22 protein-coding genes are annotated in these 25,306 nt (G+C 61.9%); 11 read left to right on the top strand and 11 right to left on the bottom strand.

The genetic code is table 11. The features are described 5' to 3' along the window. Window positions 1-61: 61 nt before the first annotated feature. Window positions 62-1,963, bottom strand: a complete 1,902-nt coding sequence (quiC, locus tag WH299_RS20920; RefSeq protein ID WP_339551190.1) for a 3-dehydroshikimate dehydratase QuiC — start codon at window positions 1,961-1,963, stop codon at window positions 62-64. 210 nt (window positions 1,964-2,173) lie between these two features. Here quiC and WH299_RS20915 point away from each other — a divergent pair, with 210 nt between their 5' ends. Beyond that, entirely contained in the window at window positions 2,174-3,508 is a 1,335-nt protein-coding gene (locus WH299_RS20915; RefSeq protein WP_126570768.1) for an MFS transporter, read from the top strand. 2 nt (window positions 3,509-3,510) lie between these two features. Here WH299_RS20915 and WH299_RS20910 read toward each other — a convergent pair whose 3' ends face one another. Continuing rightward, window positions 3,511-4,389, bottom strand: coding sequence for a DMT family transporter (locus tag WH299_RS20910; protein ID WP_339551189.1), 879 nt, complete (start codon window positions 4,387-4,389; stop codon window positions 3,511-3,513). Window positions 4,390-4,567: 178 nt separating this feature from the next. Here WH299_RS20910 and WH299_RS20905 point away from each other — a divergent pair, with 178 nt between their 5' ends. Genes WH299_RS20905 through WH299_RS20895 form a run of 3 tightly spaced genes read left to right on the top strand, consistent with a single transcriptional unit; the run spans window position 4,568 to window position 6,912 of the window. Next, window positions 4,568-4,984 (top strand): lipoprotein, encoded by a 417-nt coding sequence (locus WH299_RS20905; RefSeq protein ID WP_068931992.1) that lies wholly within the window; start codon window positions 4,568-4,570, stop codon window positions 4,982-4,984. Between the two features lie 53 nt (window positions 4,985-5,037). Further along, on the top strand, window positions 5,038-5,922 hold the full coding sequence (gene ypfJ, locus WH299_RS20900) for a KPN_02809 family neutral zinc metallopeptidase (protein WP_122683605.1): 885 nt from the start codon (window positions 5,038-5,040) through the stop codon (window positions 5,920-5,922). Next, the gene (locus WH299_RS20895; protein ID WP_339551188.1) at window positions 5,923-6,912 is read left to right on the top strand and encodes an alpha/beta hydrolase; all 990 of its coding nucleotides are present in this window, start codon (window positions 5,923-5,925) and stop codon (window positions 6,910-6,912) included. Between the two features lie 104 nt (window positions 6,913-7,016). On the opposite strand, the gene WH299_RS20890 is transcribed toward WH299_RS20895, so the two are convergent. From WH299_RS20890 to WH299_RS20880, 3 genes are read right to left on the bottom strand one after another with little or no spacing between them, the layout of a single operon-like run. Then, the gene (locus WH299_RS20890; RefSeq protein WP_339551187.1) at window positions 7,017-7,610 is read right to left on the bottom strand and encodes an HAD family hydrolase; all 594 of its coding nucleotides are present in this window, start codon (window positions 7,608-7,610) and stop codon (window positions 7,017-7,019) included. Then, window positions 7,607-8,476, bottom strand: coding sequence for an acyl-CoA thioesterase II (tesB, locus tag WH299_RS20885; RefSeq protein ID WP_016976734.1), 870 nt, complete (start codon window positions 8,474-8,476; stop codon window positions 7,607-7,609). The genes WH299_RS20890 and tesB overlap by 4 nt, the downstream gene beginning before the upstream one ends. 38 nt (window positions 8,477-8,514) lie before the next feature. Then, complete coding sequence (locus WH299_RS20880; RefSeq protein WP_339551185.1) at window positions 8,515-9,084, bottom strand: GNAT family N-acetyltransferase; 570 nt, start codon at window positions 9,082-9,084, stop codon at window positions 8,515-8,517. A gap of 75 nt (window positions 9,085-9,159) precedes the next feature. Here WH299_RS20880 and WH299_RS20875 point away from each other — a divergent pair, with 75 nt between their 5' ends. Both WH299_RS20875 and WH299_RS20870 read left to right on the top strand, forming a co-directional pair. Next, the gene (locus WH299_RS20875; protein ID WP_339551184.1) at window positions 9,160-10,080 is read left to right on the top strand and encodes a histone deacetylase family protein; all 921 of its coding nucleotides are present in this window, start codon (window positions 9,160-9,162) and stop codon (window positions 10,078-10,080) included. Window positions 10,081-10,250: 170 nt separating this feature from the next. Beyond that, window positions 10,251-11,477 carry a TIGR03862 family flavoprotein gene (locus tag WH299_RS20870; protein ID WP_339551182.1) on the top strand — a complete coding sequence of 409 codons (1,227 nt, stop codon included), beginning with the start codon at window positions 10,251-10,253 and terminating at the stop codon, window positions 11,475-11,477. A gap of 132 nt (window positions 11,478-11,609) precedes the next feature. On the opposite strand, the gene WH299_RS20865 is transcribed toward WH299_RS20870, so the two are convergent. Together WH299_RS20865 and yedA are read right to left on the bottom strand one after the other, a co-directional pair. Further along, window positions 11,610-12,944: a DEAD/DEAH box helicase gene (locus WH299_RS20865; protein ID WP_123475717.1), complete on the bottom strand. Its 1,335-nt coding sequence runs from the start codon at window positions 12,942-12,944 to the stop codon at window positions 11,610-11,612. A 48-nt stretch (window positions 12,945-12,992) separates the two neighbouring features. Further along, window positions 12,993-13,889: a drug/metabolite exporter YedA gene (gene yedA, locus WH299_RS20860; RefSeq protein WP_016976726.1), complete on the bottom strand. Its 897-nt coding sequence runs from the start codon at window positions 13,887-13,889 to the stop codon at window positions 12,993-12,995. A gap of 160 nt (window positions 13,890-14,049) precedes the next feature. Here yedA and WH299_RS20855 point away from each other — a divergent pair, with 160 nt between their 5' ends. The 5 genes from WH299_RS20855 (at window position 14,050) to WH299_RS20835 (ending at window position 17,818) form a co-directional block, all read left to right on the top strand. After that, a complete protein-coding gene (locus WH299_RS20855; RefSeq protein ID WP_010174823.1) occupies window positions 14,050-14,511 on the top strand; it encodes an Lrp/AsnC family transcriptional regulator in 462 nt (153 codons plus the stop codon). A 79-nt stretch (window positions 14,512-14,590) separates the two neighbouring features. Further along, window positions 14,591-15,406 (top strand): MetQ/NlpA family ABC transporter substrate-binding protein, encoded by an 816-nt coding sequence (locus WH299_RS20850; RefSeq protein WP_339551181.1) that lies wholly within the window; start codon window positions 14,591-14,593, stop codon window positions 15,404-15,406. Beyond that, window positions 15,403-16,518, top strand: coding sequence for a methionine ABC transporter ATP-binding protein (locus tag WH299_RS20845; RefSeq protein WP_126569768.1), 1,116 nt, complete (start codon window positions 15,403-15,405; stop codon window positions 16,516-16,518). The genes WH299_RS20850 and WH299_RS20845 overlap by 4 nt, the downstream gene beginning before the upstream one ends. Beyond that, the gene (locus WH299_RS20840; protein ID WP_016974994.1) at window positions 16,508-17,152 is read left to right on the top strand and encodes a methionine ABC transporter permease; all 645 of its coding nucleotides are present in this window, start codon (window positions 16,508-16,510) and stop codon (window positions 17,150-17,152) included. The genes WH299_RS20845 and WH299_RS20840 overlap by 11 nt, the downstream gene beginning before the upstream one ends. Before the next feature lie 39 nt (window positions 17,153-17,191). Next, window positions 17,192-17,818 carry a class I SAM-dependent methyltransferase gene (locus WH299_RS20835; protein WP_339551179.1) on the top strand — a complete coding sequence of 209 codons (627 nt, stop codon included), beginning with the start codon at window positions 17,192-17,194 and terminating at the stop codon, window positions 17,816-17,818. Between the two features lie 40 nt (window positions 17,819-17,858). Here the strand turns inward: WH299_RS20835 and WH299_RS20830 are convergent, their stop codons facing one another. From WH299_RS20830 to WH299_RS20815, 4 genes are read right to left on the bottom strand one after another with little or no spacing between them, the layout of a single operon-like run. After that, window positions 17,859-20,042, bottom strand: coding sequence for a glycoside hydrolase (locus WH299_RS20830; protein WP_339551178.1), 2,184 nt, complete (start codon window positions 20,040-20,042; stop codon window positions 17,859-17,861). Window positions 20,043-20,044: 2 nt separating this feature from the next. Then, on the bottom strand, window positions 20,045-23,098 hold the full coding sequence (locus WH299_RS20825) for an efflux RND transporter permease subunit (RefSeq protein WP_016974998.1): 3,054 nt from the start codon (window positions 23,096-23,098) through the stop codon (window positions 20,045-20,047). Continuing rightward, window positions 23,095-24,165 carry an efflux RND transporter periplasmic adaptor subunit gene (locus tag WH299_RS20820; RefSeq protein WP_339551177.1) on the bottom strand — a complete coding sequence of 357 codons (1,071 nt, stop codon included), beginning with the start codon at window positions 24,163-24,165 and terminating at the stop codon, window positions 23,095-23,097. Before WH299_RS20820 ends, WH299_RS20825 begins: the two co-directional genes overlap by 4 nt. Next, window positions 24,162-25,244, bottom strand: coding sequence for an efflux RND transporter periplasmic adaptor subunit (locus WH299_RS20815; RefSeq protein WP_122730284.1), 1,083 nt, complete (start codon window positions 25,242-25,244; stop codon window positions 24,162-24,164). Before WH299_RS20815 ends, WH299_RS20820 begins: the two co-directional genes overlap by 4 nt. Between the last annotated feature and the right edge of the window lie 62 nt (window positions 25,245-25,306).

The raw sequence follows: 25,306 nt of genomic DNA, 5'->3' as shown, positions 1-25,306 counted from the left end.
TGTTATGCAGGCCGTGATTATGGGCCGCGATGCGGCCTGAAAGAAAGCACCTGACCCGCCGTTATAAACGCGCCAGACGCACCGCACCGCTGCGCGATTTTGCCATCGCCGCCAGACGCACCGCCACATTGGCCGCGCCGTAGCCGGCATAACCGTTCTTGCGCTGGATGATCTCGAAGAAAAACCGCCCTTCGAACGGCTCGGTGTACACATGAAACAACTCACCACCCTGGGCGTCGCGGTCGTACAGCACGTTGTAGTACGCCAACTCGCTGAGGAACTCGTCATCGAAATCGAACCGCGCCGCCAGGTCGTCGTAGTAGTTGAGCGGGATATCCAGCAGCGGCACACCCGCCTCTTTGGCGCGGCGCACCTCGGCGAAAATATCCGCGCAGTCGAAGGCAATGTGGTGCACGCCGGAGCCGCGATAGCTCGACAGCGCGTGGGAAATCGCGGTGTTGCGGTTCTCGGAGATATTCAGCGGCAGGCGGATCGAGCTGCAACGGCTGCGCAGGGCACGGCTTTTCACCAGACCGTAGGGGTCGGGCAGCACCACCTCGTCGTCGGCTTCGAAATCCAGCAGGCTCTTGTAGAACAGCACCCAACTGTCGAGGCTGTCGGCCGGCAACGCCATGGCCATGTGGTCGATGCGCAGCAAGCCGCCGCTGTCTGACGCCGCAGGTTGCAGGTTGAAGTCAGTGTCGTAGAGGCCGCCTTCACTCTTGTCCACCAGGTAAATCAGGCTGCCATCCGGCGCACGTACCGCCGCCAGTTCCAGCTCATTGGGCCCGACCAGGCCGCGATACGGCTGGCCTTTGTACGCCACCGCCCGCTCCAGGGCCTTGGCGCTGTCCTTGACCCGAATCGCCGTGGCGCACAATGACGGTCCATGAGCCTCGAAGAAGTTGTGGGCGAAGGAATAGGGTTCACAGTTGAGGATCAGGTTGATATCACCCTGGCGCAGCAAGCTCACGCTCTTGGAGCGATGCTGCCCGGCCTTGACGAACCCCAGGCGTTCCAGCCAGACGGTCAGCTTGGCGCCGAGGCTTTCATCCACGGCAAATTCAAGGAACTCGATGCCGTCGTACTCGCTGGCGGCCGGGGTATCGAACAGAATCTCGACAGGCTGTGCAGGGGCTTCCTGCTTCAGGCGCTCGCGGGTTTTCTCTTCCAGGTACAGCAAGGAGCGCAGGCCATCCGCCGCATTCGCGCGGGTCGGCGCGGCGCGGAAGCCGTCGTTGAAAATCTCCAGGGACAGCGGCCCGGTGTAACCACTCTTGATGATCGGCGCGAGGAACCCCGCCAGGTCGAATTCGCCCTGCCCGGGGAAGCAGCGGAAATGCCGGCTCCATTCCAGCACGTCCATGGCCAGGATCGGCGCGTCGGCCATTTGCACGAAGAAGATCTTGTCGCCGGGGATCTCGGCAATTGCACTCGGGTCGCCTTTGAGCGACAGGGTGTGAAAGCTGTCGAGCAATACGCCGAGGCTGGGGTGATCGACCTGACGCACCAGGTTCCAGACCTGCTGCCAGGTGTTCACGTGCTTGCCCCAGGCCAACGCTTCGTAGCCAATACGCAGGCCACGGCGGCCGGCGTGTTCGGCGAGCAGGCTCAGGTCATCCAGTAAAATACGCTCGTCACCCACACTGTCGGCCGAGGCATTGCTGCACACCAGCACCAGGTCGGTGCCCAGTTCCTGCATCAAATCGAATTTGCGCTCGGCACGTTCCAGGTTGCGCGCCAGGCGGTCGCGGCGGCAGCCTTCAAAGTCGCGGAACGGCTGGAACAAGGTGATGGCAATGCCGAGGTCGGCACACATTTGCCTAACTTCGCGGGGGCTGCCGTCGTAATACAACAAGTCGTTCTCAAAGATCTCGACGCCATCGAACCCGGCGGCGGCAATGGCTTCGAGCTTTTCCGGCAGGGTTCCGCTCAAGGAAACAGTGGCGATGGAACGTTGCATGGGCGACTCCCGGCAATTGTTGTTTGTGGCAAATTATTCGCCGCTAGCCTAACCGCAGCAATTAAAATGTACGAACCAGTTAGTTTTTGGTGCGATTATCGAACACTATGCCCCTTTGGCGAATTGACGATTTTTTAGCCACTGCGCACCATCGATGACGTAACAGACCCAGAACACACCATAAAAATTTCAAAAAACGGGTACGACCTCATGCCTCTGCAAAACTCCGCCCTGGCCGCGCGCCACGGCACCCCGCACGCCGGCATCGGCGACAAGATCCGCGGCGCCCTCGCCGTGGGCAAAACGCGCTGGGGCATGTTGGCCCTGGTGTTTTTCGCCACCACCCTCAACTACATCGACCGCGCCGCGCTGGGCGTCATGCAGCCGATCCTCGCCAAAGAAATGAGCTGGACGGCGATGGACTACGCCAACATCAACTTCTGGTTCCAGGTCGGCTACGCCATCGGCTTTGTGCTGCAGGGCCGCTTGATCGACCGGGTTGGCGTGAAACGCGTTTTCTTCTGCGCGGTGCTGTTGTGGAGCTTGGCGACCGGCGCCCACGGCCTAGCGACCTCGGCAGTCGGCTTTATGGTGTGTCGCTTTATCCTCGGGTTGACCGAAGCCGCCAACTACCCGGCGTGCGTCAAGACCACGCGCTTGTGGTTCCCGGCGGGTGAACGTGCGGTGGCCACCGGTATCTTCAACGCCGGCACCAACGTTGGCGCGATGATGACGCCGATGCTGCTGCCATTGATCCTCCACGTGTGGGGCTGGCAGGCAGCGTTCCTGTGCATGGCATCGCTTGGCGCGATCTGGCTGGTGTTCTGGGGTTTGAAGTACTACAACCCGGAAGACCATCCGACAGTTAAACAATCCGAATTGGACTACGTGCAACAGCATGTCGAACCGGAACAACCAGGCGTACCGTTCAGCCGCATCCTGCGCATGCGCGGCACCTGGGCCTTCGCCATCGCCTACGCACTGACCGCGCCTGTGTTCTGGTTCTACCTGTACTGGCTGCCGCCGTTCCTGAACCAACAATACAACCTGGGCATCAACGTGACCCAAATGGGCATTCCGCTGATCATCATCTACCTGACGGCCGACTTCGGCAGCGTGGGGGGCGGGATTCTGTCGTCGTTCCTGATCGGTCGTGGCATGAACTCGATCAAGGCGCGCCTGCTGTCGATGCTGCTGTTTGCCTGCTGCATCGTCGGCGTGATCATGGCCGCCGGCTCCAGCCAACTGTGGGTCGCAGTGTTTGCCATCTCCCTGGCGATCGGTGCGCACCAGGCCTGGACCGCGAACATCTGGAGCCTGGTGATGGACTACACCCCCAAGCACATGATGAGCACGGTGTTCGGCTTCGGCGGCATGTGCGCGGCCATTGGCGGCATGTTCATGACCCAGATCGTCGGCCACATCCTGACGGTGACGAACAACAACTACACCGTGTTGTTCACCCTGATCCCGGCGATGTACTTCATTGCGCTGACCTGGATGTACTTCATGGCGCCACGCAAGATTCCTACCGTAGACGTCTAACTCTACCTACGCCGCTGCTGCCAGGCAGCGGCCAACCCGCTCATGCAGATCACCCCGATGCCGACCACCGTGGTCACATCGGGGGTATGGTTGAACACCAGCCAGCCCAACAACCCCGCGAATACGATCTGGCAATAGCCGAACGGCGCCAGCAAGGCCGGCGCCGCGAAGCGGAACGCCTGGGTCAGCATCAAGTGTGCGGTCATGCCACAGGTGCCCAGCGCCAGCATCAATGCGCCATGCCATAGCGTGGGGATCTGCCAGAAGAACGGCACCATCGCACTCATCACCAAGGTATTGCACAGGCCAGCAAAGAAGTTGCTGGTGGTGGGCGAGTCGTATTGGCTGAGAATACGCGTGAGCAGTTGATAGAAGCAGAAGAACAACGCCGAACACAGCGGCAGCAGCACTGCCGGAGTGAACAGTTCGCCGCCGGGGTGGATGATGATCAGCACGCCGACAAACCCGCAGATCACCGCCAGCCATTGGCCACGAGTCACGTGTTCACCGAGCAGCGGCACCGAGAGCGCCGTCACCAGGATCGGCGCGAGGAAGTTCACCGCCGTGGCTTCCGCCAGCGGGATGTAATGCAGCGCCGCCGTAAAAAACAGACTGGTGCCCAACAGGCACAGCGCCCGCACCACCTGCATCCCGGGTCGCTTGCTGCGCAGCACGCGCAAGCCCGACTGCGGCAGGAAAATCCCGGCCATCAACAGGGTGTGCACCAAGTAACGCGCCCACACCACCATCACGATCGGGTAGAACCCCGCCAGGTATTTGGACAAGGCGTCGTGACTGGAAAACAGAAACGTCGCCAAAACAATCAGCAAAATGCCCTTGAAGGGATGGTTGACGCCGGATAAAGGGGTACTGACGGTCATCGGATTCTCGTGTGTGGCGCGCGGTCGAGCTCAACCCGGTAATCTAGCAGCCGGGTCGGAGCCTGCTCTAAGAGCATAACCAAACACCGTGCGAACAGCGCACTAAATCACCGGTTTCGAGTCCAACGCTGCACGTTGACCGTCCAGTTGTACACTTTTCAACCAAGGCCTTGCTGCTATGAAAAAAATCCTCTTTGCTCTTTCTGCCCTTGCCCTGCTCACCGCCTGTAATCAGGAAACCAAGGAAGCGCCCAAACCCGCGCCGGCTTCCGTACAAGCCACCCTGGTGCCGCAAACCCCGCCCACCGACAAATGGGTCGGCAAATGGATCGGCGTCGAAGGCCTCTACCTGACCATCGCCAAGGACGACAGCATCGGCCGAGGTCACTACCTGCTGACCATGAAATACGGCCTTGATGATGACGACGCCGGCACCTTCAAGGGTGAGGCCAACGAAGACGGCATCGCCTTTACCCGCCCGGACGGCCCCCAGCAACTGAGCGCCGGCAACGGTGAAGCCACCGGTTTGAAATGGTTGGCGGATAAAAAGGATTGCCTGATTGTCGATACCGGCGAAGGTTATTGCCGCGATTAACGGCCATACTCTTTCCCAATCAATGCAGGACCGTTCACCGAGAGGATTGCCCCATGCTATGGAAAAAAGGCCGACGCAGCGACAACGTGGTGGATGCCCGCGATGACAGTGGCGGCGGTGGCGGTATGCGCTTTGGCGGCGGCAAGGGCCTGAGCCTGACGGCCATTGTGCTGATCGTCGGCATCGGCTGGCTGACCGGCCAGGACCCCTTGCAGATCCTCGGCCAGTTGACCGGCCAGATGGAACAGGCGCCGTCGGTAAGCACGCAATCGCGCCAGGCGCCGCCGGCCAACGATGAGCAAGCGGATTTTGTCCGCGCGGTGCTGGGCGATACAGAAGACACCTGGGGCCAGGTGTTCCAGGAAAACGGGTTGGCGTACAAGAACCCGAAACTGATTCTGTTCCGCGGCCGGGTGAACTCCGCCTGCGGGGGGGCCACCTCGGCCAGCGGCCCGTTTTATTGCCCGGCTGACCAGCAGGTGTACCTGGACCTGGATTTCTTCCGGGAAATGTCGCAACGCTTCCAGGCCGCCGGTGACTTTGCGCAGGCTTATGTGATCGCCCACGAAGTCGGGCACCACGTGCAGACGCTGCTGGGTATCTCTTCGAAGATCCAGGCGGCGCGCCAGCAAGGCCGGCAGATGCAAGGCGACGGCGGCCTGCTGGTGCGCCAGGAGCTGCAGGCCGACTGTTTTGCCGGGGTATGGGCCAACCGTGCGCAAAAGCGCCTGAACTGGCTCGAACCCGGCGACATTGAAGAAGCACTGAATGCGGCCAACGCCATCGGCGATGACCGCTTACAGCAACAGGGTCAGGGGCGCGTGGTGCCGGACTCGTTCACCCACGGCACCTCGGCACAGCGGGTTCGCTGGTTCAAGACCGGCTTCGCCCAGGGCCAGATCACTCAATGCGACACTTTTACCGCCAAGAGTCTTTAAATGAATAAACGATTGGGACTGCTGCTGGGTTTGTTGGTCACCTGTTCCGCCTTCGCCGCCGGGCCTGTCGTAAAAGAGCATGGCGTAAAAGAAGTCAGTCCCGATCGTTTCCAGCTGGAGGCCGGCGACCTCAGTCTGGGTTTAAGCCAGGACTGGACTAAACCGCTGCCCCAGGTCACCCGCGCCTTGATCATCGTGCATGGTCGCCTGCGCAATGCGCAGACTTACCTGCAAAGCGGTGAAGACGCCGCCGAGCATGCGGGCCAGGCCGCCCATACACTGGTGATTGCGCCGCAGTTTCTAAATGAATCCGACGTGAAACGTAACCACCTGGACAACCAAGTGCTGCGTTGGAATGGCAACGACTGGATGGCCGGCGAGCCCTCGACCGGTCCGGGGCAGATCAGCTCCTATGGCGCCCTCGACCAGATCATCAAGCACTTGGGCAACCGCAAGCTGTTCCCGGCGCTCAAGGAAATCGTGGTCGCCGGTCACTCCGGCGGCGGCCAGGTGGTGCAGCGTTTCGCGCTCACCGGCCACGACCACCCAACCCTGCAGACCGAAGGCATTGGCCTGCGATACGTAGTGGCCAATCCATCCTCCTACGCCTATTTCACCCCGCAGCGCCCGGTGAAATTCGACACGGCCAGTTGCCCAGGCTTCAACGACTGGAAGTACGGCCTGCAAAACCTGCCGGCCTACGCCAAGGGGCAGAGCGCCGAGCAGCTGGAACAGGCGTATGTATCACGCAACATCACCTACCTGCTGGGCCAGCAAGACACCGACCCGAACCACCCGGCGCTGGATAAAAGCTGCGCAGCCGAGACCCAGGGCGCGTATCGCCTGATTCGTGGGCACAATTATTTTGATTACCTCAAGCAGCGGCATCCGCAGTTGAGCCATCACCTGGTGGAAGTGCCGGGGGTGGGGCATAACGGGGATGGGATGTTTACGTCGCCGGAAGGCCAGACGGTGCTGTTCACGCAATAACCGGTGGGAGGGGGCTTGCCCCCGATTGCGGTCTGCCAGCTACACATCTGCTAACTTATACACCGCCATCGAGGGCAAGCCCCTCCCACAGTTGATCCCTATTGTCAGGGCTGCAGCATTTGGCGCAGGGCGGCGCAATCCTCGGCATGCCAATCGGCCAACTCCGGCCAGGGGTTTTCCGGCAGGTTCACCAACACCGTCTGCGTTCCCGCCGCCCGGCCACAGTCCAAGTCGAAGCGGTAATCACCGACCATCACCATCTCACTCGGCGCCACGTCCCAAGCGGCCGCCAGCTTCAGCAAGCCATCCGGATCGGGCTTGGGTTGCGCATCATCACGCCCCAACACGTCCTTGATGGCAAAGCAGTCCGTCAAGCCGATCGCTTCCAGGGTGACGTGCGCCAGCTCGCGCGCATTGCGGGTCAGGATGCCCAAGCGGTAACCACGCCCGGCCAACTCGCGCACCAGATCGACTGCGCCTTGCGCCGCAACTGAACCCAGCGCCAACTCGCGCTCATGCTCCAGCAACCAGGCATGCTTGGCCGCCGCGACATCGGCAGGCAACGCCGCCAGGTGAGTGAGGATGTCGTCCTCGGGCGGAATCTCCAAAGCCACGCGAATGGCCGCGAAGTCATGCACGGCGACCGTGAGGGTGCCGTCCATGTCGAACACCCAGTGTTTGATGTCCGACAGGCTCATGCCCAATCCTTGCGATGGCGAATCAGGCCTTCCTGGGTCACCGACGCCACCAGTTGCCCGGCACGGTTGTACACGCTGCCACGGGAGAAGCCACGGGAATTGCCGGCCCATGGGCTGTCCATGGCGTACAGCAACCAGTCGTCGGCACGCAGGTCGGCGTGGAACCACAGCGCATGGTCAAGGCTGGCGACTTGCATATCTTTCTGCCACACGGTCTTGCCATGGGGCAGCAAGGAGGTGGTCAGCAGGCCGAAGTCCGAGGCGTAGGCCAGCAGGTATTTATGCAGCGCCGGCGAGTCGGCCAGGGCGCCATCGGCGCGGAACCACACGTACTTGACCGGGTCGGACGGCTGCGGGTTGAACGGGTCTTTTTCGGTGACCGGGCGCACTTCGATCGGCTTGGGGCACAGCAGCTTGTCGCGCATGTGCTCGGGGATCAGGTGTGCGCGTTGCTGGGTCAGCTCCAGCTCCGACGGCAGGTTTTCCGGGCCCACTACCACGGGCATGGTGGTCTGGTGGTCGAAGCCTTGTTCGTCGTACTGGAACGAGGTGGTGCAAGTGAAGATCGGGTGGCCCTTCTGGATCGCGGTCACGCGGCGCGTGCTGAAACTGCCGCCATCACGCACACGGTCCACCGAATACACCACCGGCAACTTCGCATCGCCGGGGCGCAGGAAGTAACCGTGCAGGGAATGTACGTGCCGCGCTTCTTCTACAGTCTGGCTGGCAGCCGACAACGACTGGCCGAGCACTTGGCCGCCGAACAGTTGGCGAAAACCCAGGTCCTGGCTGCGGCCGCGAAAGAGGTTTTCCTCGATCGGCTCCAGGGTCAGCAAGTCCACCAGATCTTCCAATACTTGGCTCATAGAGCAACTCCTAAAATCTACGGGGCATTCCGGGCTGCCTATCCGTGCAGCGTGTCCAACCATTGGGCGCGGGTGATGCGGTACAAAACATGATGGCGCAGCGGGTCATCGGCTGCGACCTTGGGGTGTTCAAAATCTGCCAGCGGATCGTAATGCATACCGATGGCTTGCATGACTTTTTGTGATGGCAGATTGGCTTCCGTGGTGAAGGCGACGATTTCGTCCAGATTCAAACGATCAAACCCACAGCGCAACGCGGTCCACGCGGCCTCGCTGGCATAGCCCAGGCCCCAGTGCTCGCGGGCCAGGCGCCAGCCAATTTCAACCGCCGGGGTAAAGTCGGCCTCGAAGCTGACATTCAGCAATCCGGTGAGGCCGATGAATTCCCCGGTGTCCTTGCGCTGCAACGCCCACAGGCCAAAGCCATATTCGGCGAAGTGCCCACGAATGCGGCCAATCAACGCGGCGCTTTCCAGGTGACTCAGCCTGGCCGGGAAATAACGCATCACCTGCGGGTCGGCGCACATGCGCGCGAACTCCACCAGGTCGCTGTCGCGCCATTCTCGCAACACCAGGCGTGCGCTTTCCAATTCCAGTATCGGCTCCATGGGTCCCCTCCCTTGCCATGTGCGTGAGTGTACAGCGCTGTTAAAATCCGTCGCAGGTTCCCGTCAGAAAATCCCATGCCTTTGCCATTGATCTACCACGAAGACTACAGCCCCGAGTTCCCGGCGGACCACCGCTTCCCCATGGACAAATTCCGCCTGTTGCGCGACTACCTGGTGGACAGTGGCCTGACCGAGGACAGCCAACTGCTGCGCCCACAACTCTGCCCACCCGAGATTCTGGCCCTGGCCCATGACGCTGGGTACATCGAGCGCTACATGGGCGGCGAATTGTCCCGCGAAGACCAGCGCCGCCTCGGCCTGCCCTGGAACGAAGCCTTGGCCCGGCGCACCGTGCGGGCGGTGGGCGGTTCGATTCTCGCGGCGGAACAAGCGCTGGAGCACGGCCTGGCCTGCCACCTGGCCGGCGGCACGCACCACGCCCACTACGATTACCCGGCGGGTTTCTGCATCTTCAATGACCTGGCGGTGATCAGCCATTACCTGCTGGCCAGCGGCCGGGTTAATCGCGTGCTGATCTTCGATTGCGATGTGCACCAGGGCGATGGCACCGCGCGCATCCTCCACGACACGCCAGACGCTATCACCGTGTCGCTGCACTGCGAAAAGAACTTCCCCGCGCGCAAGGCCCAGAGCGACTGGGACATTCCGCTGCCCATGGGCATGGGCGATGCCGACTACCTCAAGGTGGTGGACGACGCCCTCAACTACCTGCTGCCGCTGTACCAACCCGACCTGGTGCTGTACGACGCCGGCGTCGATGTGCACAAGGACGACGCCCTCGGCTACCTCAAGCTGACAGACCAAGGCGTCGCCGCCCGCGATGAAAGCGTGATGCGCCACTGCCTGGGCCGAGACATCCCGGTGATGGGCGTGATCGGCGGCGGCTACAGCAAGGACCGCCCCGCCCTCGCCCGCCGCCACGGCATCCTGCACCACAGTGCACAGCGGGTGTGGACGTCATCAGGTTGTCATTGAACCGTGGGCGTTACCCACAATCCCTGTGGAACCACCTGTGGATAACTTGAGCGTAAGGGCCTGAGAGCCAGCAGCAGTCTGGCCCGTAGGAAGTTGTACATTTTTTGATCAGGCAGTTGCGCCGTCCTCGGGTAGAATGCTCGACCTATTCAGCGACCGTAGCCCTGCCCATGCCTCAGACCCCTCCTCCTCACGTTGCCATTATCGGCGGCGGCCCTGCCGGGCTGATGGCCGCCGAAGTCCTGAGCCAGGCGGGCGTGCGGGTGGACCTGTACGACGGCATGCCCTCGGTGGGGCGCAAGTTTCTGCTGGCCGGCGTGGGCGGCATGAACATCACCCACTCCGAAGCGTACCCGGCATTCCTGTCACGCTACGCCGAACGTGCGCCGCACATGGCGCCGTTGCTGCGTAGTTTCGGGGCTGAGGCGTTGTGTGAATGGATTCATGGCTTGGACATCGAAACGTTTGTCGGCACCTCCGGTCGTGTGTTTCCCACCGACATGAAAGCCGCGCCCCTGTTGCGCGCCTGGCTCAAGCGCCTGCGCGACCAAGGCGTGGTTATCCACACCCGTCATCGTTGGCTGGGCTGGAATGCCGAGGGCGACTTACTTATCCACAGCCCAGAAGGCGAAAAAACTGTCCACAGCGACGCCGTGCTGCTGGCCCTTGGCGGCGGCAGTTGGTCACGGTTGGGATCTGACGGCGCCTGGCTCACGTTGCTGGAAGACAAAGGCGTGCCTTACGCCCCGCTGCAACCGAGCAACTGCGGTTTCGAGGTGTCGGCCTGGAGCGAGTTGATGGTCAGCAAATTCGCTGGCGCGCCGTTGAAAAACGTCGCCATTGGTTTAGGGGAAGACAAGCCTCGGCTGGGTGAATGCGTAATCACCGCCAGCGGGATCGAAGGCAGCTTGATCTACGCGCTGTCGGCGCCAATCCGCGAAGCGATCAACAGGAACGGCTCGGCCACCGTGCATATCGACCTGCTGCCGAGCAAGCCGCTGGACAAGGTTCAAGCCGCGTTGGCGAAACCGCGTGGCTCACGCTCGATGAGCAAGCATCTGCACAGTCAATTGGGGTTGGATGGGGTGAAAGCCGCACTGCTGCGCGAGTTGGCGCCGTCTGACCACTTCAATGATCCGGCGCAGTTGGCGGTGGATATCAAGGCGCTGCCCTTGACCCTAGTGAAGACCCGGCCGATGGATGAAGCGATCAGCACAGCAGGCGGCGTGCCATTTGAAGCGTTGGATAAGCGCTTGATGCTCAAGCAGTTGCCGGGGGTGTTTTGTGCGGGGGAGATGCTGGATTGGGAAGCGCCGACGGGCGGGTATCTGTTGACGGGGTGTTTTGCCAGCGGCAGAGCGGCTGGGCGGGGGATGTTGGAGTGGCTTCACCGCTGAGATTTGCGGTGAATTCCGAGCCGCCTTCGCGGGCAAGCCCGCTCCCACATTTGACTGCATTCCAATGTGGGAACTCAGTCAAATGTGGGAGCTGGCTTGCCTGCGAAGAGGCCATCAGCAGCGCTGAAAAACTTACTTCTTCTTGCGCGGCCCGGTATTAAAAACAGGTACCTTGCGCACCGGCTTGATCGACGGCTCCGACGGCGCCACTTCTCCGCTGTCCACCCACTTGCCGAGGTTGCGCTTACCACCACCGCCCGAGGTTTTAGGCTTCTTCGGTTTCTTTGGCTTCTTCACCACCTGCCCGCTGGCATCGGTGTCCGGCACGCGGTGCTCCGGTTCGAAGTCTTGTTCCATGTGGCGGGTCAAGGTCTGACGCGTCAGCATCTCGATGGCCGACAGCATGTTCACTTCATCGGCACACACCAGGGAAATCGCCTCACCGGTGTTGCCCGCACGCCCGGTACGGCCGATGCGGTGGATGTAGTCTTCGGCCACGATCGGCAGGTCGAAGTTGACCACCAGCGGCAAGTCTTCGATATCCAGGCCACGGGCCGCCACATCGGTGGCGACCAGGATCTGCACTTCACTCGACTTGAAACGGTCAAGCGCGCGTTGGCGGGTAGCCTGGGGCTTGTCGCCATGGATGCCGTCGGCATTGATGCCCAGGCCCTGCAACTTATCCACCAGCGCATCCACGCCGTTACGGGTCTTGGCGAACACCAGCACCTGCTTCCAGCGGCCTTTGCGCATCAGGTGCACAAACAGCTCCGGCTTGCGCTTCTTGTCCACCGGCACCACCCACTGCTTCACGGTGTTGGCGGCGACGTTGCGCGGGCTGACTTCGATGCTCAGCGGGTCGTTGAGCATCTGCCCGGCCAGCGTGCGGATCTCATCGGAGAAGGTCGCGGAGAACAACAGGGTCTGGCGCTTCTTCGGCAGCATGCGGTAGATGTTCGCCAGCTCTTCGGAGAAGCCCAGGTCGAGCATGCGGTCGGCTTCGTCCAGCACCAGGGTTTGCAGCTGGTTGAGTTTCAGCGCGTTCTGGCGGAACAGGTCGATCAGGCGGCCAGGGGTGGCGACCAGGATGTCGACGCCCTTGCGCAGCTTCATCATCTGCGGGTTGATGCTCACGCCGCCGTACACCGCGTAAGTGGTCAGCGGCAGGTTTTGCGCGTACTCGGCGACGCTGGCGTGCACCTGCTCGGCCAACTCGCGGGTCGGGCACAGGATCAGCGCGCGTGCCGAGTTTGCGGCGACTTTCGGCCCTTCCATCGTCAACAGTTGCAACAACGGCACGGCGAAACCGGCGGTCTTGCCGGTGCCGGTCTGGGCCGCAGCCATCAGGTCGCGACCGGCCAGCACCGCCGGAATGGCCTGCGCCTGCACCGGCGTTGGGGTCTGGTAGCCAAGCGTCTCAAGGGCGCGCAGCAAGGGTTCGATCAGGCCAAGGGTGGCGAAAGTCATGTGTTTACCGTAGGAAAAATTCAGCGCAAGGTCGCAATGCGCCGCAGTTTACCTTATTTCCGCCTTCGGCTTGCGCCACTGGGGCAGGCTGATCAACAGGACCGCGCTGATAATCACCAACATGGCCAGGGCTTCTTCCAAACCAATGGTCTCGCCCACGAACACAATCCCCAGTAACACCGCCACCGCAGGGTTCACATAGGCATAGCTGGTCGCCGCCGCCGGGCGCACATGCTTGAGCAGGTACATATAGGCGTTGAAGGCGATGATCGAGCCGAACACCGTCAGATAGGCCAGGGCCAGCCAGCCTTCCAACGGCGGCGCGGCCTGCAGGCGTTCACCGGATAGCGCGCTGACGAACAACAGCGCCACACCGGCGACCAGCATCTCCGCAGCACTGGCCATGGCGCCCTGGGGCAACGGCAATTGCCGGCTCCACACCGAACCGAACGCCCAGGAAGCCGCCGCCACCAACAGCAACACAGCACCCATCGGGCTCGACTGCAACGTGCTGCCCATATTGAGCATGGCGATGCCGATGATCCCCAGAATCACCCCCGCCCACTCCAAGCGAGTGTTACGCGCGCCCCAGAAATACCCACACAGCAAGGTGAACAACGGCACCGTCGCCACGGCCAACGCCGCCACGCCGGACGACACGCCCATGTGTTCCGCCACGCTGACACCGCCATTGCCCACGGTGAGCAGCAAAAGACCAATCATCCCGGCTGCTTTCCACTGCGGCCACGTCGGCGCCGGCACCCCGCGCCAGCGCAGGAAGCCATACATCAACGCCCCCGCCGTGCAAAACCGAATCCCCGCCAGCAACAACGGCGGCCAGTACTCCACGCCGATGCGAATCACCAGATAGGTGGACCCCCAGATCACATACAGCGCAAAAAAGGCGGCGATCAACGGTAAGGGAAAGCGACGTGGGCCAGGCATTGGGCGGCTCTATGGCAGGAGATGGGAGGCTTATTCTAAAAAGACAGGTCGTTAAACATAAGTTACAAAACCTGTTTAAAACGCCAATACACTTTTCAAAGCATGGTTGTGAAGGCTATAAACCGTGCTTTCGAAAGTCACGCGCAACCGGAGCCTTATCATGGACAAATACGACCGCATGCTCCTCAGCGCCCTGCTCGAAGACGGCCGCGCGTCCTACGCGCAACTGGCCCGCACGGTAAACCTCTCCGCCCCCGCCGTGGCCGAGCGCGTGGCCAAGCTGGAGGCCAGTGGCGTGATCACCGGGTATCAGGCCAAGGTGGACTTGTCCAAAGTGGGCTTGCCTATTCAGTGCGTGATTGAGCTGCGGTTGACCAATCACGGCAGCCAGAAGGTGTATGACGCGTTGGCGGAAATCCCTGAATTGACGGAGTGCCATCGGGTAACCGGCGATCCGTGCGTGATCATGCAGGCAGCCGTGGGGTCGATGCCGGAGTTGGAGAGCTTGATCAACCGCGTGGCGAAGTTCGGGTTCAGCAAGACCTCGATTATTTTGTCGAGCGCGATAGAGCGGCGGGTGCCGTTGGGGCAGTTGGAGGGCAATGGGAAAAATGGTGGCTGAACCGCCGCCATCGCCGGCAAGCCGGCTCCCACAGTTGATCGCGTTATTAACAACGACACCTTATGACTGGAAAACCATTATGAAAAAGACGCTCCTCACCCACCCAGTCAAAGCACTGGCCCTGGCTTTCGGACTGTTCAGCTCGGCGGTGTTCGCCGCCGATGCGCCGTTGAAAATCGGCACCACTGCGGCCTTTGCGATTCCTCTTGAAGCCGCCGTGGCCGAAGCCGGCAAGCAAGGCCTGAAGGTCGAGCTGGTGGAATTCACCGACTGGATCGCGCCGAACGTCAGCCTCGCGGCCGGCGATATCGACGTGAACTACTTCCAGCACATCCCGTTCCTGGAAAACGCCAAGGCCGCCGCCGGTTTTGACCTGGTGCCGTACGCGTCGGGGATCATCAACAACGTCGGCCTGTATTCGAAGAAGTACAAGAGCATCAACGACCTGCCCCAAGGCGCCAGCGTGGCGATTGCCAACGACCCGATCAACAGCGGTCGCGGCCTGCAATTGCTGGCCAAGGCCGGGCTGATCACCCTCAAGCCGGGCGTGGGCTACAAGGCCACCGAAGAGGACATCGTTTCCAATCCGAAGAAGATCAAGATCCTGCAGGTTGAGGCCGTGCAGCTGGTACGCGCCTATGACGACGCCGACTTGGTGCAGGGCTACCCAGCGTATATCCGCCTGTCCAAGACCTTCGATGCCGAGGCGGCACTGCTGTTCGACGGCCTCGACCACCCGGAATACGTGATCCAGTTCGTGATCCAGCCGAAAAGCAAAACCGACCCACGGGTGATCAAGTTCGTCGACATCTACCAACATTCGCCGGTCGTGCGCGCTGCGCTGGATAAATCCCTGGGCAAGCTCTACCAGGTCGGCTGGGAAGATAAAAAATGACCGCCGCCAACGCCCAACTGCGCGACCTGGGCCTGCCGCCCAGGGACGCCGAGCAGACCGAGCTGCACCCTGACCTGAACCGTGCCCATGTGCGCTTTATCAACTTGGGCAAGACCTACGACGGCAGCGTGCATGCCTTGCAAGGCATCGACCTGGCGATCCAGCGCGGTGAAGTGTTCGGGATCATCGGACGCAGCGGTGCCGGCAAGTCGTCGCTGATCCGCACCATCAACCGCCTGGAGCAACCCAGCAGCGGGCGCGTGCTGATCGATCAGGTGGACATCGGCGGCTTCGATGAAGACCGCCTGGTGGAACTGCGTCGGCGCATCGGCATGATCTTCCAGCACTTCAACCTGATGTCGGCCAAGACGGTGTGGCAGAACGTCGAGTTGCCGTTGAAAGTGGCGGGCGTGCCGAAGCTGCAACGCGAGCAAAAGGTACGCGAGTTGTTGGAGCTGGTGGGCTTGCAGGACAAACACAAGTCTTACCCGGCGCAGCTGTCCGGTGGGCAAAAGCAACGCGTAGGTATCGCCCGTTCGCTGGTGCACGACCCGCAGATTCTGCTGTGTGACGAGGCCACGTCGGCCCTGGATCCGGAAACCACCCAGTCGATCCTCGGCCTGCTGCGCGAGATCAACAAGCGCCTGGGTTTGACCATCGTATTGATTACCCATGAGATGGCAGTAATCCGCGAAATCTGCGACCGCGTGGTGGTGTTGGAACACGGGCATATCGTTGAACAAGGCCCGGTGTGGCAAGTGTTCGGCAACCCGCAGCATGACGTCAGCAAAACCCTGCTGGCGCCGCTGCAACACGGGCTGCCGGATGAGTTGCAGAGCCGTTTGCAGGCCACACCGGCATCCGCCGACGCCGCCGTGGTGCTGCGCTTACAGTTCACCGGCAGCGACACCGACGAGCCGGACCTGGCTGCGCTGTTCAGTGCCCTCGGCGGGCGCGTGCGTTTGCTGCAAGGCGGCGTGGAACGCATCCAGGGACATGCCCTCGGGCAACTGCTGCTGGCGGTGAGTGGCTCGCCCCACAATGCCGACGAGCTGCGCAACCGCGCCGGCAATTGGGCACAACAGGCGGAGGTGTTGGGCTATGTGGTTTGATCGTTTAGTGCAGGGCGCCATCGACACCTTATTGATGGTCGGCGTGTCGTCGCTGATTGCGTTGCTGGTGGGCATCCCGCTGGCGGTGTTCCTGGTGACCAGCGACAAAGGCGGCATCTACCAAGCCCCGGCGCTTAACCGCGTGCTGGGGGCGTTCGTCAATCTGTTCCGCTCGATTCCGTTCCTGATCCTGATGGTGGCGTTGATCCCGTTCACCCGGCTGATCGTCGGCACCACCTATGGCGTATGGGCCGCCGTCGTGCCGCTGACCATAGCCGCTACACCGTTCTTTGCGCGGATTGCCGAGGTGAGTTTGCGTGAGGTCGATCATGGTTTGATCGAAGCCGCGCAAGCCATGGGCTGCCGTCGCTGGCACATCATCTGGCATGTCCTGCTGCCGGAAGCGCTGCCGGGGATTGTCGGCGGGTTCACCATCACGCTGGTCACCATGATCAACTCGTCGGCCATGGCGGGCGCGATTGGCGCGGGCGGCCTGGGTGATATCGCCTACCGCTACGGCTATCAGCGTTTCGATACGCAGATCATGCTGACCGTGATCGTGCTGCTGGTGATTCTGGTGGCAGTGATTCAACTCGGTGGTGATCGCCTGGCCCGAGTGCTGAACAAGAGGTGAGGTATAGTCGGGCCATCTCAGCGCCCGGTATTGCCCACCATGACCCTCAAGCCCGACGACCTCGACCAGATCACGTCCACCACCCTCGGCCACTACAACAAGGTGGCCGAGGACTTCCGTGAAGGCACGCGCGACCACGATGTGAGCCAGAACATCGACGCGCTGCTGCGGCACATCCACGGCACGGCGCCGTTTACCGTGCTGGACTTCGGCTGCGGGCCGGGCCGTGATTTGCAGACTTTTACGCGCATGGGCCATATCGCCGTCGGGCTCGATGGCTCGGAGCGGTTTGCGCAGATGGCGCGGGAAGACAGCGGCTGCGAAGTGTTGCAGCAGGACTTCCTGAAGCTGGACCTGCCTGTCGAGCGCTTCGATGGGATCTTCGCCAACGCGGTGCTGTTTCATATCCCCAAGCAGGAATTGCCGCGCGTGCTCAAGCAGTTGCAGGGGGCGTTGAAGCCTGGGGGCGTGCTGTTCAGCTCCAATCCTCGGGGCGAGAATCAGGAGGGCTGGAATGGGCCGCGGTATGGGTCTTATCACGACCTGGAGGCGTGGCAAACGTTGCTCACCGCCGCAGGTTTTGTCGAATTGGAACACTACTACCGCCCCGCCGGGCTGCCTCGTGACCAGCAGCCTTGGCTGGCCAGCGTCTGGCGCAAACCCTGACCGCATTTTGTGGCGGGGGGGCGGGCCCCCTCGCCACAGGTTATTTCACCTGATATACCTCGGCTTTTTCACCCTTCAGTAGCGCCGTCACACTCCGAGCGGCATACCCTGCTTTTTCCTCACTGGAAAAATTCGCCACCAACCGTGTTCCATCGGCAAACGTGGTTTCCTGCACCAACCGATCCGCTGTCAGCCAACGAAACCCGGTCAGTTCCTGCGTGGCCAAACGCTGATGCAGTGGGCGGAAAAAGGCGTCCTGGCGGTGGATCAGTGGCAGTCGCTGCTTCAAGGTCGCAGCACTCAAGTGATACAGCGGCGGTACATTGTAGAGCAGTTGGGTCAGCTCGTTTTCTACCTGCACATTGCTCAGTTTCAGGCTATCGAACAACCAGTGATGGGTCGTGATCACCGAGCCATGGAACACCGCCTGATACAGCGGCAAGCGCATGCTCGGCTCAAAGTACAGCGTGCGAAACGGTTCCTTCAGTGGCACCGGCTTGAAGAACACCGCCGGCTGCTCCGGCGGGAACCAGTTACCGACGTAATAGGGTGACTGCTTGTCCTTGGTCATCGCGTGGTCACCCCAGCCCATCACCGGCGTCTGCATACCATGGGCAAACAGAATGCTTTGGGCTGTGATGGCGTTGCCGTCTTCAGAACCTGTGGGCAACTTGAGCGCGGTATTGATCCAGCGGGAGGCATCGATGTTGCCTTCGGCGTTTTGCGCCTGGGTCATCGGCGCACTGTCGCGGTAGCTGTCAAACACCATGCTGGTGGCGTAGGCATCCAGGAACCAGGCGTTGAATCCGGCCTTGGCTTGGACGGCCTGCACGCGCGCTTCCAGCAACGGCCGTACACAGCGCGGGTCGGTGTAGTGCCCGGACTGCTGAAAACCGGTCTTGAGCTTGCCGCCCTTCAACACAATCGCGCAGTCGCGGTAGGCATTGCCGCCAAGGTGGGCGGTGGTCCAGTCGGGGTTTTCCGTGGCGGATAACGCGGTTTCATAGGAGTCGTAGGGCGCCATCAGAAAGCCTGCGTCGACCCCGGCGCGAATCGCCTCGGGGTGCCAGAGCCCGCCTTCCCAGCCTTCGCCCAGGGTCAGCAATACACGGGGCAGGCCGGCGTTGCTCAGCGATTGAATCACCGGGTTGCCCCAGGCTGACGGGTTTTCACTGAGGGCGCCGGCAAAGTCCACGGCCAACTCGCCACGCAATTCGCCGTAGCGCGCAGCGAGCCGTGTCATATCGGGCTCTGCTACCTGCCAACTCTGCCGGGCCTTCTTATTGATCGCCGCGTTCAGCCCTCGCAGCAGCACCGCCTGCTCATAACGACTCAACGCCGTGGTCTGCGCCAGTACCTTGGCTGACTCCTTGTCCAGCAAGCCGTTGAGTTCATGCCCACGCAAGCGCTTGAGCAGCAGCGGCCAATCCCGCACATCCTCCAGCGCCAACAGGTCATTGCCCCACAGGTACACATGACTTGCGCCCAGCAACTTCTGCGCCTCGGGCGTCTGGCGCAGCTTGTCCGCCAACGGCTCGTACCGCCCCTGCTCGACCAACCACTGGCGATAGCGCTTGGCGCCGGCCAAAGGATCGCCATCGCCCAGATGCAACCGCAAGGTCATCGGCGCCCCAGGGTTGAGCGAGGTGAATTCATGGGCCAGGGACAGCGCCCGGTCCTGTTGCCAGCGCAGGCGATTGTTGTAGGGGTTGGTCAGCAACCAGTTGAGGGTAAACGTGCCATGGTCGACACCCCAAAGCGGCAGGCTGAGATCCTGGGTCGTATTGAGGTCGCCTTGCTCCAGCAGAAACGTTTTCCATACGACGTTATCGGTGGGTACGTAATGCCCTTCGGCCAAAGGCCACATAAAGCCTTTGCCCAAGGCACTGGCCGGTTGTTGAAGAATGGGGATTTCACCCGGCTCACGCGCACGAATGGACAGCGCCAGGTCGCGCTGCTCAAGGGTAGCGCTCACACGAAAGGCACCGTCATCCCACTGCCAATCGGCCTGTTGGTCGCTGTGTGCAAGCTGACTGACAGCACGCACCGCTACGCCGCTGGAAGCTTGTATTGTCGGTTGTCCGCTGGGGGTCACGCGGATCGCAAGGGTGGCCGGGTCGAGTTCGACCCGCCACAGCGCGTTTTCCAGAACGGTGCCGGCCAAAGCCACGGGCGACAGCAACAGGATGCAGATCAACAAACCGTGGCGCAGGAAGTGGGGCATGTTCAGCTCTGTTCGTGTTTGGGCTCGCGGATCTTGTACCAAGCCACGTACAACGCTGGCAAAAACAAAAGTGTAAGTAAAGTCGCAATGATGATCCCGCCAATCATCGCGTAGGCCATCGGCCCCCAGAACACCTCACGGGCGATGGGGATCATGCCCAGGCTCGCCGCCGCCGCCGTCAGCAGGATCGGCCGGCGTCGATGCTCGGTGGCTTCCACCACCGCATCCCACGGCGTATAGCCCGCCACTTCGTACTCATGAATTTGCGTCACCAGAATCACCGAATTACGGATGATGATGCCGATCAGCGCCAGGATCCCCAGGATCGCCACAAAGCCCATGGGCGTGCCGGTGGGGATCAGCGCCAACACGACGCCAATCAAACCGAGCGGCGCAACACTCGCCACCAGGAACATCTTCTGCACGCTGTGCAGCTGGATCATCAGGAACGTCGCCATCAGGAACAGCATCAATGGCACCACGCTGGCAATCGGGCCCTGGGCCTTGCCGCTTTCTTCCACGGTGCCACCGGTGGCGACTTTGTAGCCCACCGGCAGGCCGGCGCTGAATTTGTCGATCTCGGGCTTGAGCTGTTTCACCAGGTCCGTGGGCTGCATCTCATCACGCACCGACGCCTTGATGGTGATCGTCGGTTTACGGTCGCGGCGCCACACTAAAGGCTGCTCCAACTCATAGCGCACCGTGGCGAACGCCAGCAGCGGAATCGAGGTGCCGTTAGGCGTGACGATCTGCAGGTTCTGCAAGGTTTCCGGCGTACCGCGCTCGGCATCTTCGGCGCGGCCAACCACATTGATCAGGTAGATATCGTCGTGTACCTGAGTCACCGAGGCACCGCTGACCACGCTGTTCATCAACTGCGCCACGTCTTCCGACGACAGCCCCAGTTGCCGCGCCTTGTCCTGGGCGATGTCGATACGCAGCACTTTGCCCGGCTCGTTCCAGTCGTAGATGATCTCGCCCAGGTGGGTGTTCTTGTCCAGCAAGGTCGCCAATTCGATGGCGTGTTTGCGCACTTGATCAGTGTCTTTGCCCGACACGCGATACTGAATCGGCCTACCTACCGGCGGGCCCATTTCCAGCGGCTGCACAAAGCTGCCAATGCCGACGAAATCATCGCGCAGACGCTTCTGCAGGCGCGCGATCAATTCGCCGCGCTCTTCCAGGCCCTTGCTCACGATGACCAACTGCGCGTAGTAGGGGTTTTCCAGTTGCTGGTCGAGGGGCAGGTAGAACCGGATCGCGCCCTGGCCAATGTAGGTGCTCCAGCGTGCAATGTCCGGGTCGTCCTTGATGATCGCTTCCAGGCGGTCGACGGCCTTGCGCGTCTCATTGATCGAGGCGTTTTGCGGCAGGTTCAGGTCAACCAGGATTTCCGGGCGGTCCGATGACGGGAAGAATTGGTTCTGCACGAACTGCATGGAAAACACCGACGCCACAAACAGCGCCACCGTGATGCCAATCGCCCACCAGCGGTTACGCATGGCCCACAGCATGCCGCCATTGAACGCCCGGCCAATCCGCCCCGGCTCAGCATCGTGAGGCTTCACATTGGCACTGAGGATGTGCACGCCGATTACCGGCGCAAACAGCACCGCCACCACCCACGACACCAGCATCGCCACGGCAATCACCGCGAACAGGGTGAAGGTGTACTCGCCCGCCGAACTGGCGTTGAGGCCGATCGGTACAAAGCCGGCCACGGTCACCAGTGTGCCGGTGAGCATCGGGAACGCCGTGGAGGTGTAGGCGTAGGTCGCCGCCTGCTCCTTGGTTTCGCCTTTTTCCAGGCGCGTGATCATCATCTCGACGGTGATCATCGCGTCATCCACCAACAGGCCGAGGGCGATGATCAACGCGCCCAACGACACCCGCTGCATGGTGATGCCGCTGTATTCCATGAACACGAATACCAGCGCCAGCACCAGCGGAATCGAGCACGCCACCACCAACCCGGCACGCATGCCCAGGCTGATGAAGCTCACCACCAGCACGATGATTACCGCTTCGAACAGCGCGCTGGTAAAGCCGCCGACGGCCTCTTCCACCACTTCTGCCTGGTCGGACACCTTGTGCACGCCGACGCCCACCGGCAGGTCGGCGGTCAGTTCGTCCATTCGCGTGTGCAGGGCCTTGCCGAACGACTGGATATTGCCGCCCTTCTGCATGGCAATCGCCAGGCCGATTGCCGGCTTGCCGTTGAAGCGGAACATCGGACGCGCCGGGTCGACATAGCCTCGACTGATGTCGGCAATGTCCGCCAGGCGATAGAAGCGGTCGTTGAGCCGCAGGTTGACGTTGGCCAGGTCCTTTTCCGAGGCGAACTGCCCCGACGTGCGCACGGAAATCCGCTCCGGCCCGGCCTCGATCACCCCGGCCGGTGTCACCGCGTTCTGCGATTGCAGGCTCTGCACCACCTGGCGCTGGTCAATCCCCAGGGCCGCCAGTTTGCGCGTGGAGAAGTTCAGGTAAATCACTTCGTCCTGCTGGCCGATCATCTCGACCTTGCCCAGCCCCGGTACCGAACGGATCTCGGCGCGCACCTGCTCCACATAGTCACGCAACTGGCGCATCGACAGGCCGTCGCCGGTAAAGGCGTACACCGAGCCGAACACGTCACCGAACTCATCGTTGAACGACGGCCCCTGCAAACCCTGGGGGAAGGTGCCGCGAATGTCGTCGATCTTCTTGCGGACCTGGTACCAGATCTCCGGAATGGCCTTGGCGCTGGTGGTGTCCTTGAGGAACACGAACACCGTGGACTCGCCCGGCCGGGTGTAGCTTTTCACGTAGTCGAGGGAGTCGAGCTCTTCGAGTTTTTTCTCGATGCGGTCGGTGACCTGCTTGAGGGTTTCTTCCTGGGTCGCACCCGGCCAGCGGGTCTGGATCACCATGGTCTTGATGGTGAACGAAGGGTCTTCCTCCCGACCCAGGTTCATGTACGAGAACACGCCCATCAACAGCGCGACGAACATCAGGTACCAGACGAAGGACTGATGCTTGAGGGCCCAGTCGGATAAGTTGAAGCTCCCTTTCATCGCGGGCTGTCCTCGTCGATTTTGACTTTTTGCCCAGGCTTCAGGCTGTTCACGCCGGCGGTGACGATACGCTCGCCGGGTTTGACGCCGCCGTTGAGCAAGGCGCTGTCGGCGTCACGGCTGATCACTGTGATGTCGCGCGGTTGCACGGTCTGGCTTGGGGTGTCGAGCAGCCAGATGCGGGTCTTGCCGTCGACCTCCTGCAAGGCACTCAGGGGCACTTCGATGCGCGGCGCGACGGCGGTGCTCAAGGTCACGCTGATCGCCGTGCCAAGGCGGAACGCGGGCGGTGTTTCGGCCAAGGTCAGGCGCGCACGACGGGTGCGTGTGGCGCTCTGGGCCTGGGGTTCGATCTCGCGCACGATGGCGGTGGTGTTGACACTGGGGTCCAGTTGCCCGGCGACCCGGAACACCACGTCATGGGGCAGGCGCTCGGCCAGGCCGGCGGGCAGGTCGATCACCGCTTCCTTGATGTCCGGGCGGGCCAGGGTCACTACTTGCTGGCCGGCGCTGACTACCTGGCCGGCCTCGGCATTCCAGGCCGTGACGATGCCGGCGTGGTCAGTGCGCAGTTCGGCGTAGTTGAGTTGGTCCTTGGCTTGGTTGACGGACGCTTGCGCCTGGTCGAGAGAGGCCTGGGTGGTTTTCAGATCGGTCTGGGCAATATCCAATTGGGCCTGGGCGCCGACGCCCCGGTTGAACAGTTCCTGCTGGCGCCGGGCGTTGGCCTGCGCGTTGATGAATTGCGCCTGGACGCGGGCCAGGTCGCCCTGGGCTGCGCGCAATTGGTTCTGTTGATCGGTAGGGTCGAGGACGGCGAGCAAGGCGCCCTTCTCCACCTCGGCGCCCACATCCACGGCGCGGCGAGCAATGCGGCCTGGCACACGGAAACCCAGGTTGCTTTCATAGCGGGCCTGGATGGTGCCGGCGAAACGGCCGAGGTTTTCCTGGTCCTCGGCTTTCACTTCCATGGACAGCACGGGGCGCACCGGTTCGGGTGGCGACTCTTCCTTCGAACAAGCCACCAGCAACAGGCTGGCGGCGAGTAACACCGTCAGGCGCTTCATGGCTGGGCTCCTTGCTGGGCGATCTCGACGATCATGCCGGGGTGCAGCAATTGCCCGCCGGCCACCACGACTTTTTCGCCACCTTTGAGGCCATCGCCAATGATGACTTTGCCGGTGAGGTAACGCGCCACCGTGACCTTGTGCAATTGCGCCTTGCCGTCGCTGTCGATCAGCCATACGGCAGGCTCGCTGAGGTCCTTGGTGAGCGCGGCCCAAGGCAATTCAATACTGGCCTTGGCCGGGCCGTTGGCGGTAGCGCTCACTACAGAACCCAACTCCATGCCCTTGGGCAGCGCTTGCAGGGCGATCTTCACCTGCACGGTGCCGGTATTGGCGGCCACGGCAGGCGTGACTTCACGCACCTTGCCCACGGCCTTGATGCTCGGGTTATCCAAGAGGCTGACGGTGATCGGCGCCTCCGGCGGTGGCTCTACCAGCAGCGACTCATAGACGTTGAACACCGCATCGCGCTCGCCATCCCGCGCCAGGCTGAAAATCGGCACGGTGGCTTGCACTACCTGGCCGACTTCTGCCTGACGCGCGGTAATCACTCCCGGCGCTTCAGCGATCAGCGCGGTATAGCCAAGCTGTTCGCGGGCGTTGGCCAGTTGGGCCTGGGCGGCGGCGAGAGCACTTTGGCTGCTGCGCAACGCGGCCTGGGCGGAATCGTATTCGCTGCGGCTGGTGTAGCCCTTGGGCAGGAGCTTTTCCTGGCGCACGAAGGCGGCGGCCGTCTGTTTGACCCGCGCCTGCTCGGCCACGACCTGGGCCTGGGCGGAATCGACGTTGGTCTGCAAGTCTTTGGGATCGAGCTTGGCCAGCACTTGCTTGGCGCTGACGCGATCGCCCACGTCCACCATGCGCTGGATGATCTTGCCGCCCACACGGAAGGACAGATCGGTTTGCACACGGGCCTGGATATCGCCGGTCAACGTGACTGCTGCGGCAAAATCCGCCGGCTGCACGGTCTGCACGAATACCCGCGAGTGCTGCTTGGGCTCAGCCTTTTCCTCGCCACAGCCGCTCAGCAGCGCGAGTAGGCCAAGTCCGAAAATATAGGTGCAAATGCGACCGCCCATGCAGGCTCCTTGTGCGTGATGCCGACGTGCCAGTGTGTATGCGACTGTGAGCTTAGTTCAGG

This window comes from Pseudomonas sp. MYb541, from assembly GCF_037479595.1.
Taxonomy (GTDB): Bacteria; Pseudomonadota; Gammaproteobacteria; order Pseudomonadales; family Pseudomonadaceae; genus Aquipseudomonas; species Aquipseudomonas canadensis.
The sequence above is the reverse complement of the archived record's forward strand: the minus strand, read 5'-3'. Positions and strand labels throughout refer to the sequence as shown.

Bases quoted from the DNA above. Each gene is read 5' to 3' on its own strand.
- WH299_RS20895 (WP_339551188.1), top strand. From the start codon at position 5,923: ATGAATAAACGATTGGGACTGCTGCTGGGTTTGTTGGTCACCTGTTCC.
- WH299_RS20845 (WP_126569768.1), top strand. From the start codon at position 15,403: ATGACCGCCGCCAACGCCCAACTGCGCGACCTGGGCCTGCCGCCCAGG.
- WH299_RS20865 (WP_123475717.1), bottom strand. From the start codon at position 12,944: ATGACTTTCGCCACCCTTGGCCTGATCGAACCCTTGCTGCGCGCCCTT.
- WH299_RS20915 (WP_126570768.1), top strand. From the start codon at position 2,174: ATGCCTCTGCAAAACTCCGCCCTGGCCGCGCGCCACGGCACCCCGCAC.
- WH299_RS20870 (WP_339551182.1), top strand. From the start codon at position 10,251: ATGCCTCAGACCCCTCCTCCTCACGTTGCCATTATCGGCGGCGGCCCT.
- WH299_RS20880 (WP_339551185.1), bottom strand. From the start codon at position 9,084: ATGGAGCCGATACTGGAATTGGAAAGCGCACGCCTGGTGTTGCGAGAA.
- WH299_RS20875 (WP_339551184.1), top strand. From the start codon at position 9,160: ATGCCTTTGCCATTGATCTACCACGAAGACTACAGCCCCGAGTTCCCG.
- tesB (WP_016976734.1), bottom strand. From the start codon at position 8,476: ATGAGCCAAGTATTGGAAGATCTGGTGGACTTGCTGACCCTGGAGCCG.
- WH299_RS20850 (WP_339551181.1), top strand. From the start codon at position 14,591: ATGAAAAAGACGCTCCTCACCCACCCAGTCAAAGCACTGGCCCTGGCT.
- quiC (WP_339551190.1), bottom strand. From the start codon at position 1,963: ATGCAACGTTCCATCGCCACTGTTTCCTTGAGCGGAACCCTGCCGGAA.
- WH299_RS20815 (WP_122730284.1), bottom strand. From the start codon at position 25,244: ATGGGCGGTCGCATTTGCACCTATATTTTCGGACTTGGCCTACTCGCG.
- yedA (WP_016976726.1), bottom strand. From the start codon at position 13,889: ATGCCTGGCCCACGTCGCTTTCCCTTACCGTTGATCGCCGCCTTTTTT.
- WH299_RS20840 (WP_016974994.1), top strand. From the start codon at position 16,508: ATGTGGTTTGATCGTTTAGTGCAGGGCGCCATCGACACCTTATTGATG.
- WH299_RS20855 (WP_010174823.1), top strand. From the start codon at position 14,050: ATGGACAAATACGACCGCATGCTCCTCAGCGCCCTGCTCGAAGACGGC.
- WH299_RS20820 (WP_339551177.1), bottom strand. From the start codon at position 24,165: ATGAAGCGCCTGACGGTGTTACTCGCCGCCAGCCTGTTGCTGGTGGCT.
- WH299_RS20905 (WP_068931992.1), top strand. From the start codon at position 4,568: ATGAAAAAAATCCTCTTTGCTCTTTCTGCCCTTGCCCTGCTCACCGCC.
- WH299_RS20830 (WP_339551178.1), bottom strand. From the start codon at position 20,042: ATGCCCCACTTCCTGCGCCACGGTTTGTTGATCTGCATCCTGTTGCTG.
- WH299_RS20890 (WP_339551187.1), bottom strand. From the start codon at position 7,610: ATGAGCCTGTCGGACATCAAACACTGGGTGTTCGACATGGACGGCACC.
- ypfJ (WP_122683605.1), top strand. From the start codon at position 5,038: ATGCTATGGAAAAAAGGCCGACGCAGCGACAACGTGGTGGATGCCCGC.
- WH299_RS20835 (WP_339551179.1), top strand. From the start codon at position 17,192: ATGACCCTCAAGCCCGACGACCTCGACCAGATCACGTCCACCACCCTC.
- WH299_RS20825 (WP_016974998.1), bottom strand. From the start codon at position 23,098: ATGAAAGGGAGCTTCAACTTATCCGACTGGGCCCTCAAGCATCAGTCC.
- WH299_RS20910 (WP_339551189.1), bottom strand. From the start codon at position 4,389: ATGACCGTCAGTACCCCTTTATCCGGCGTCAACCATCCCTTCAAGGGC.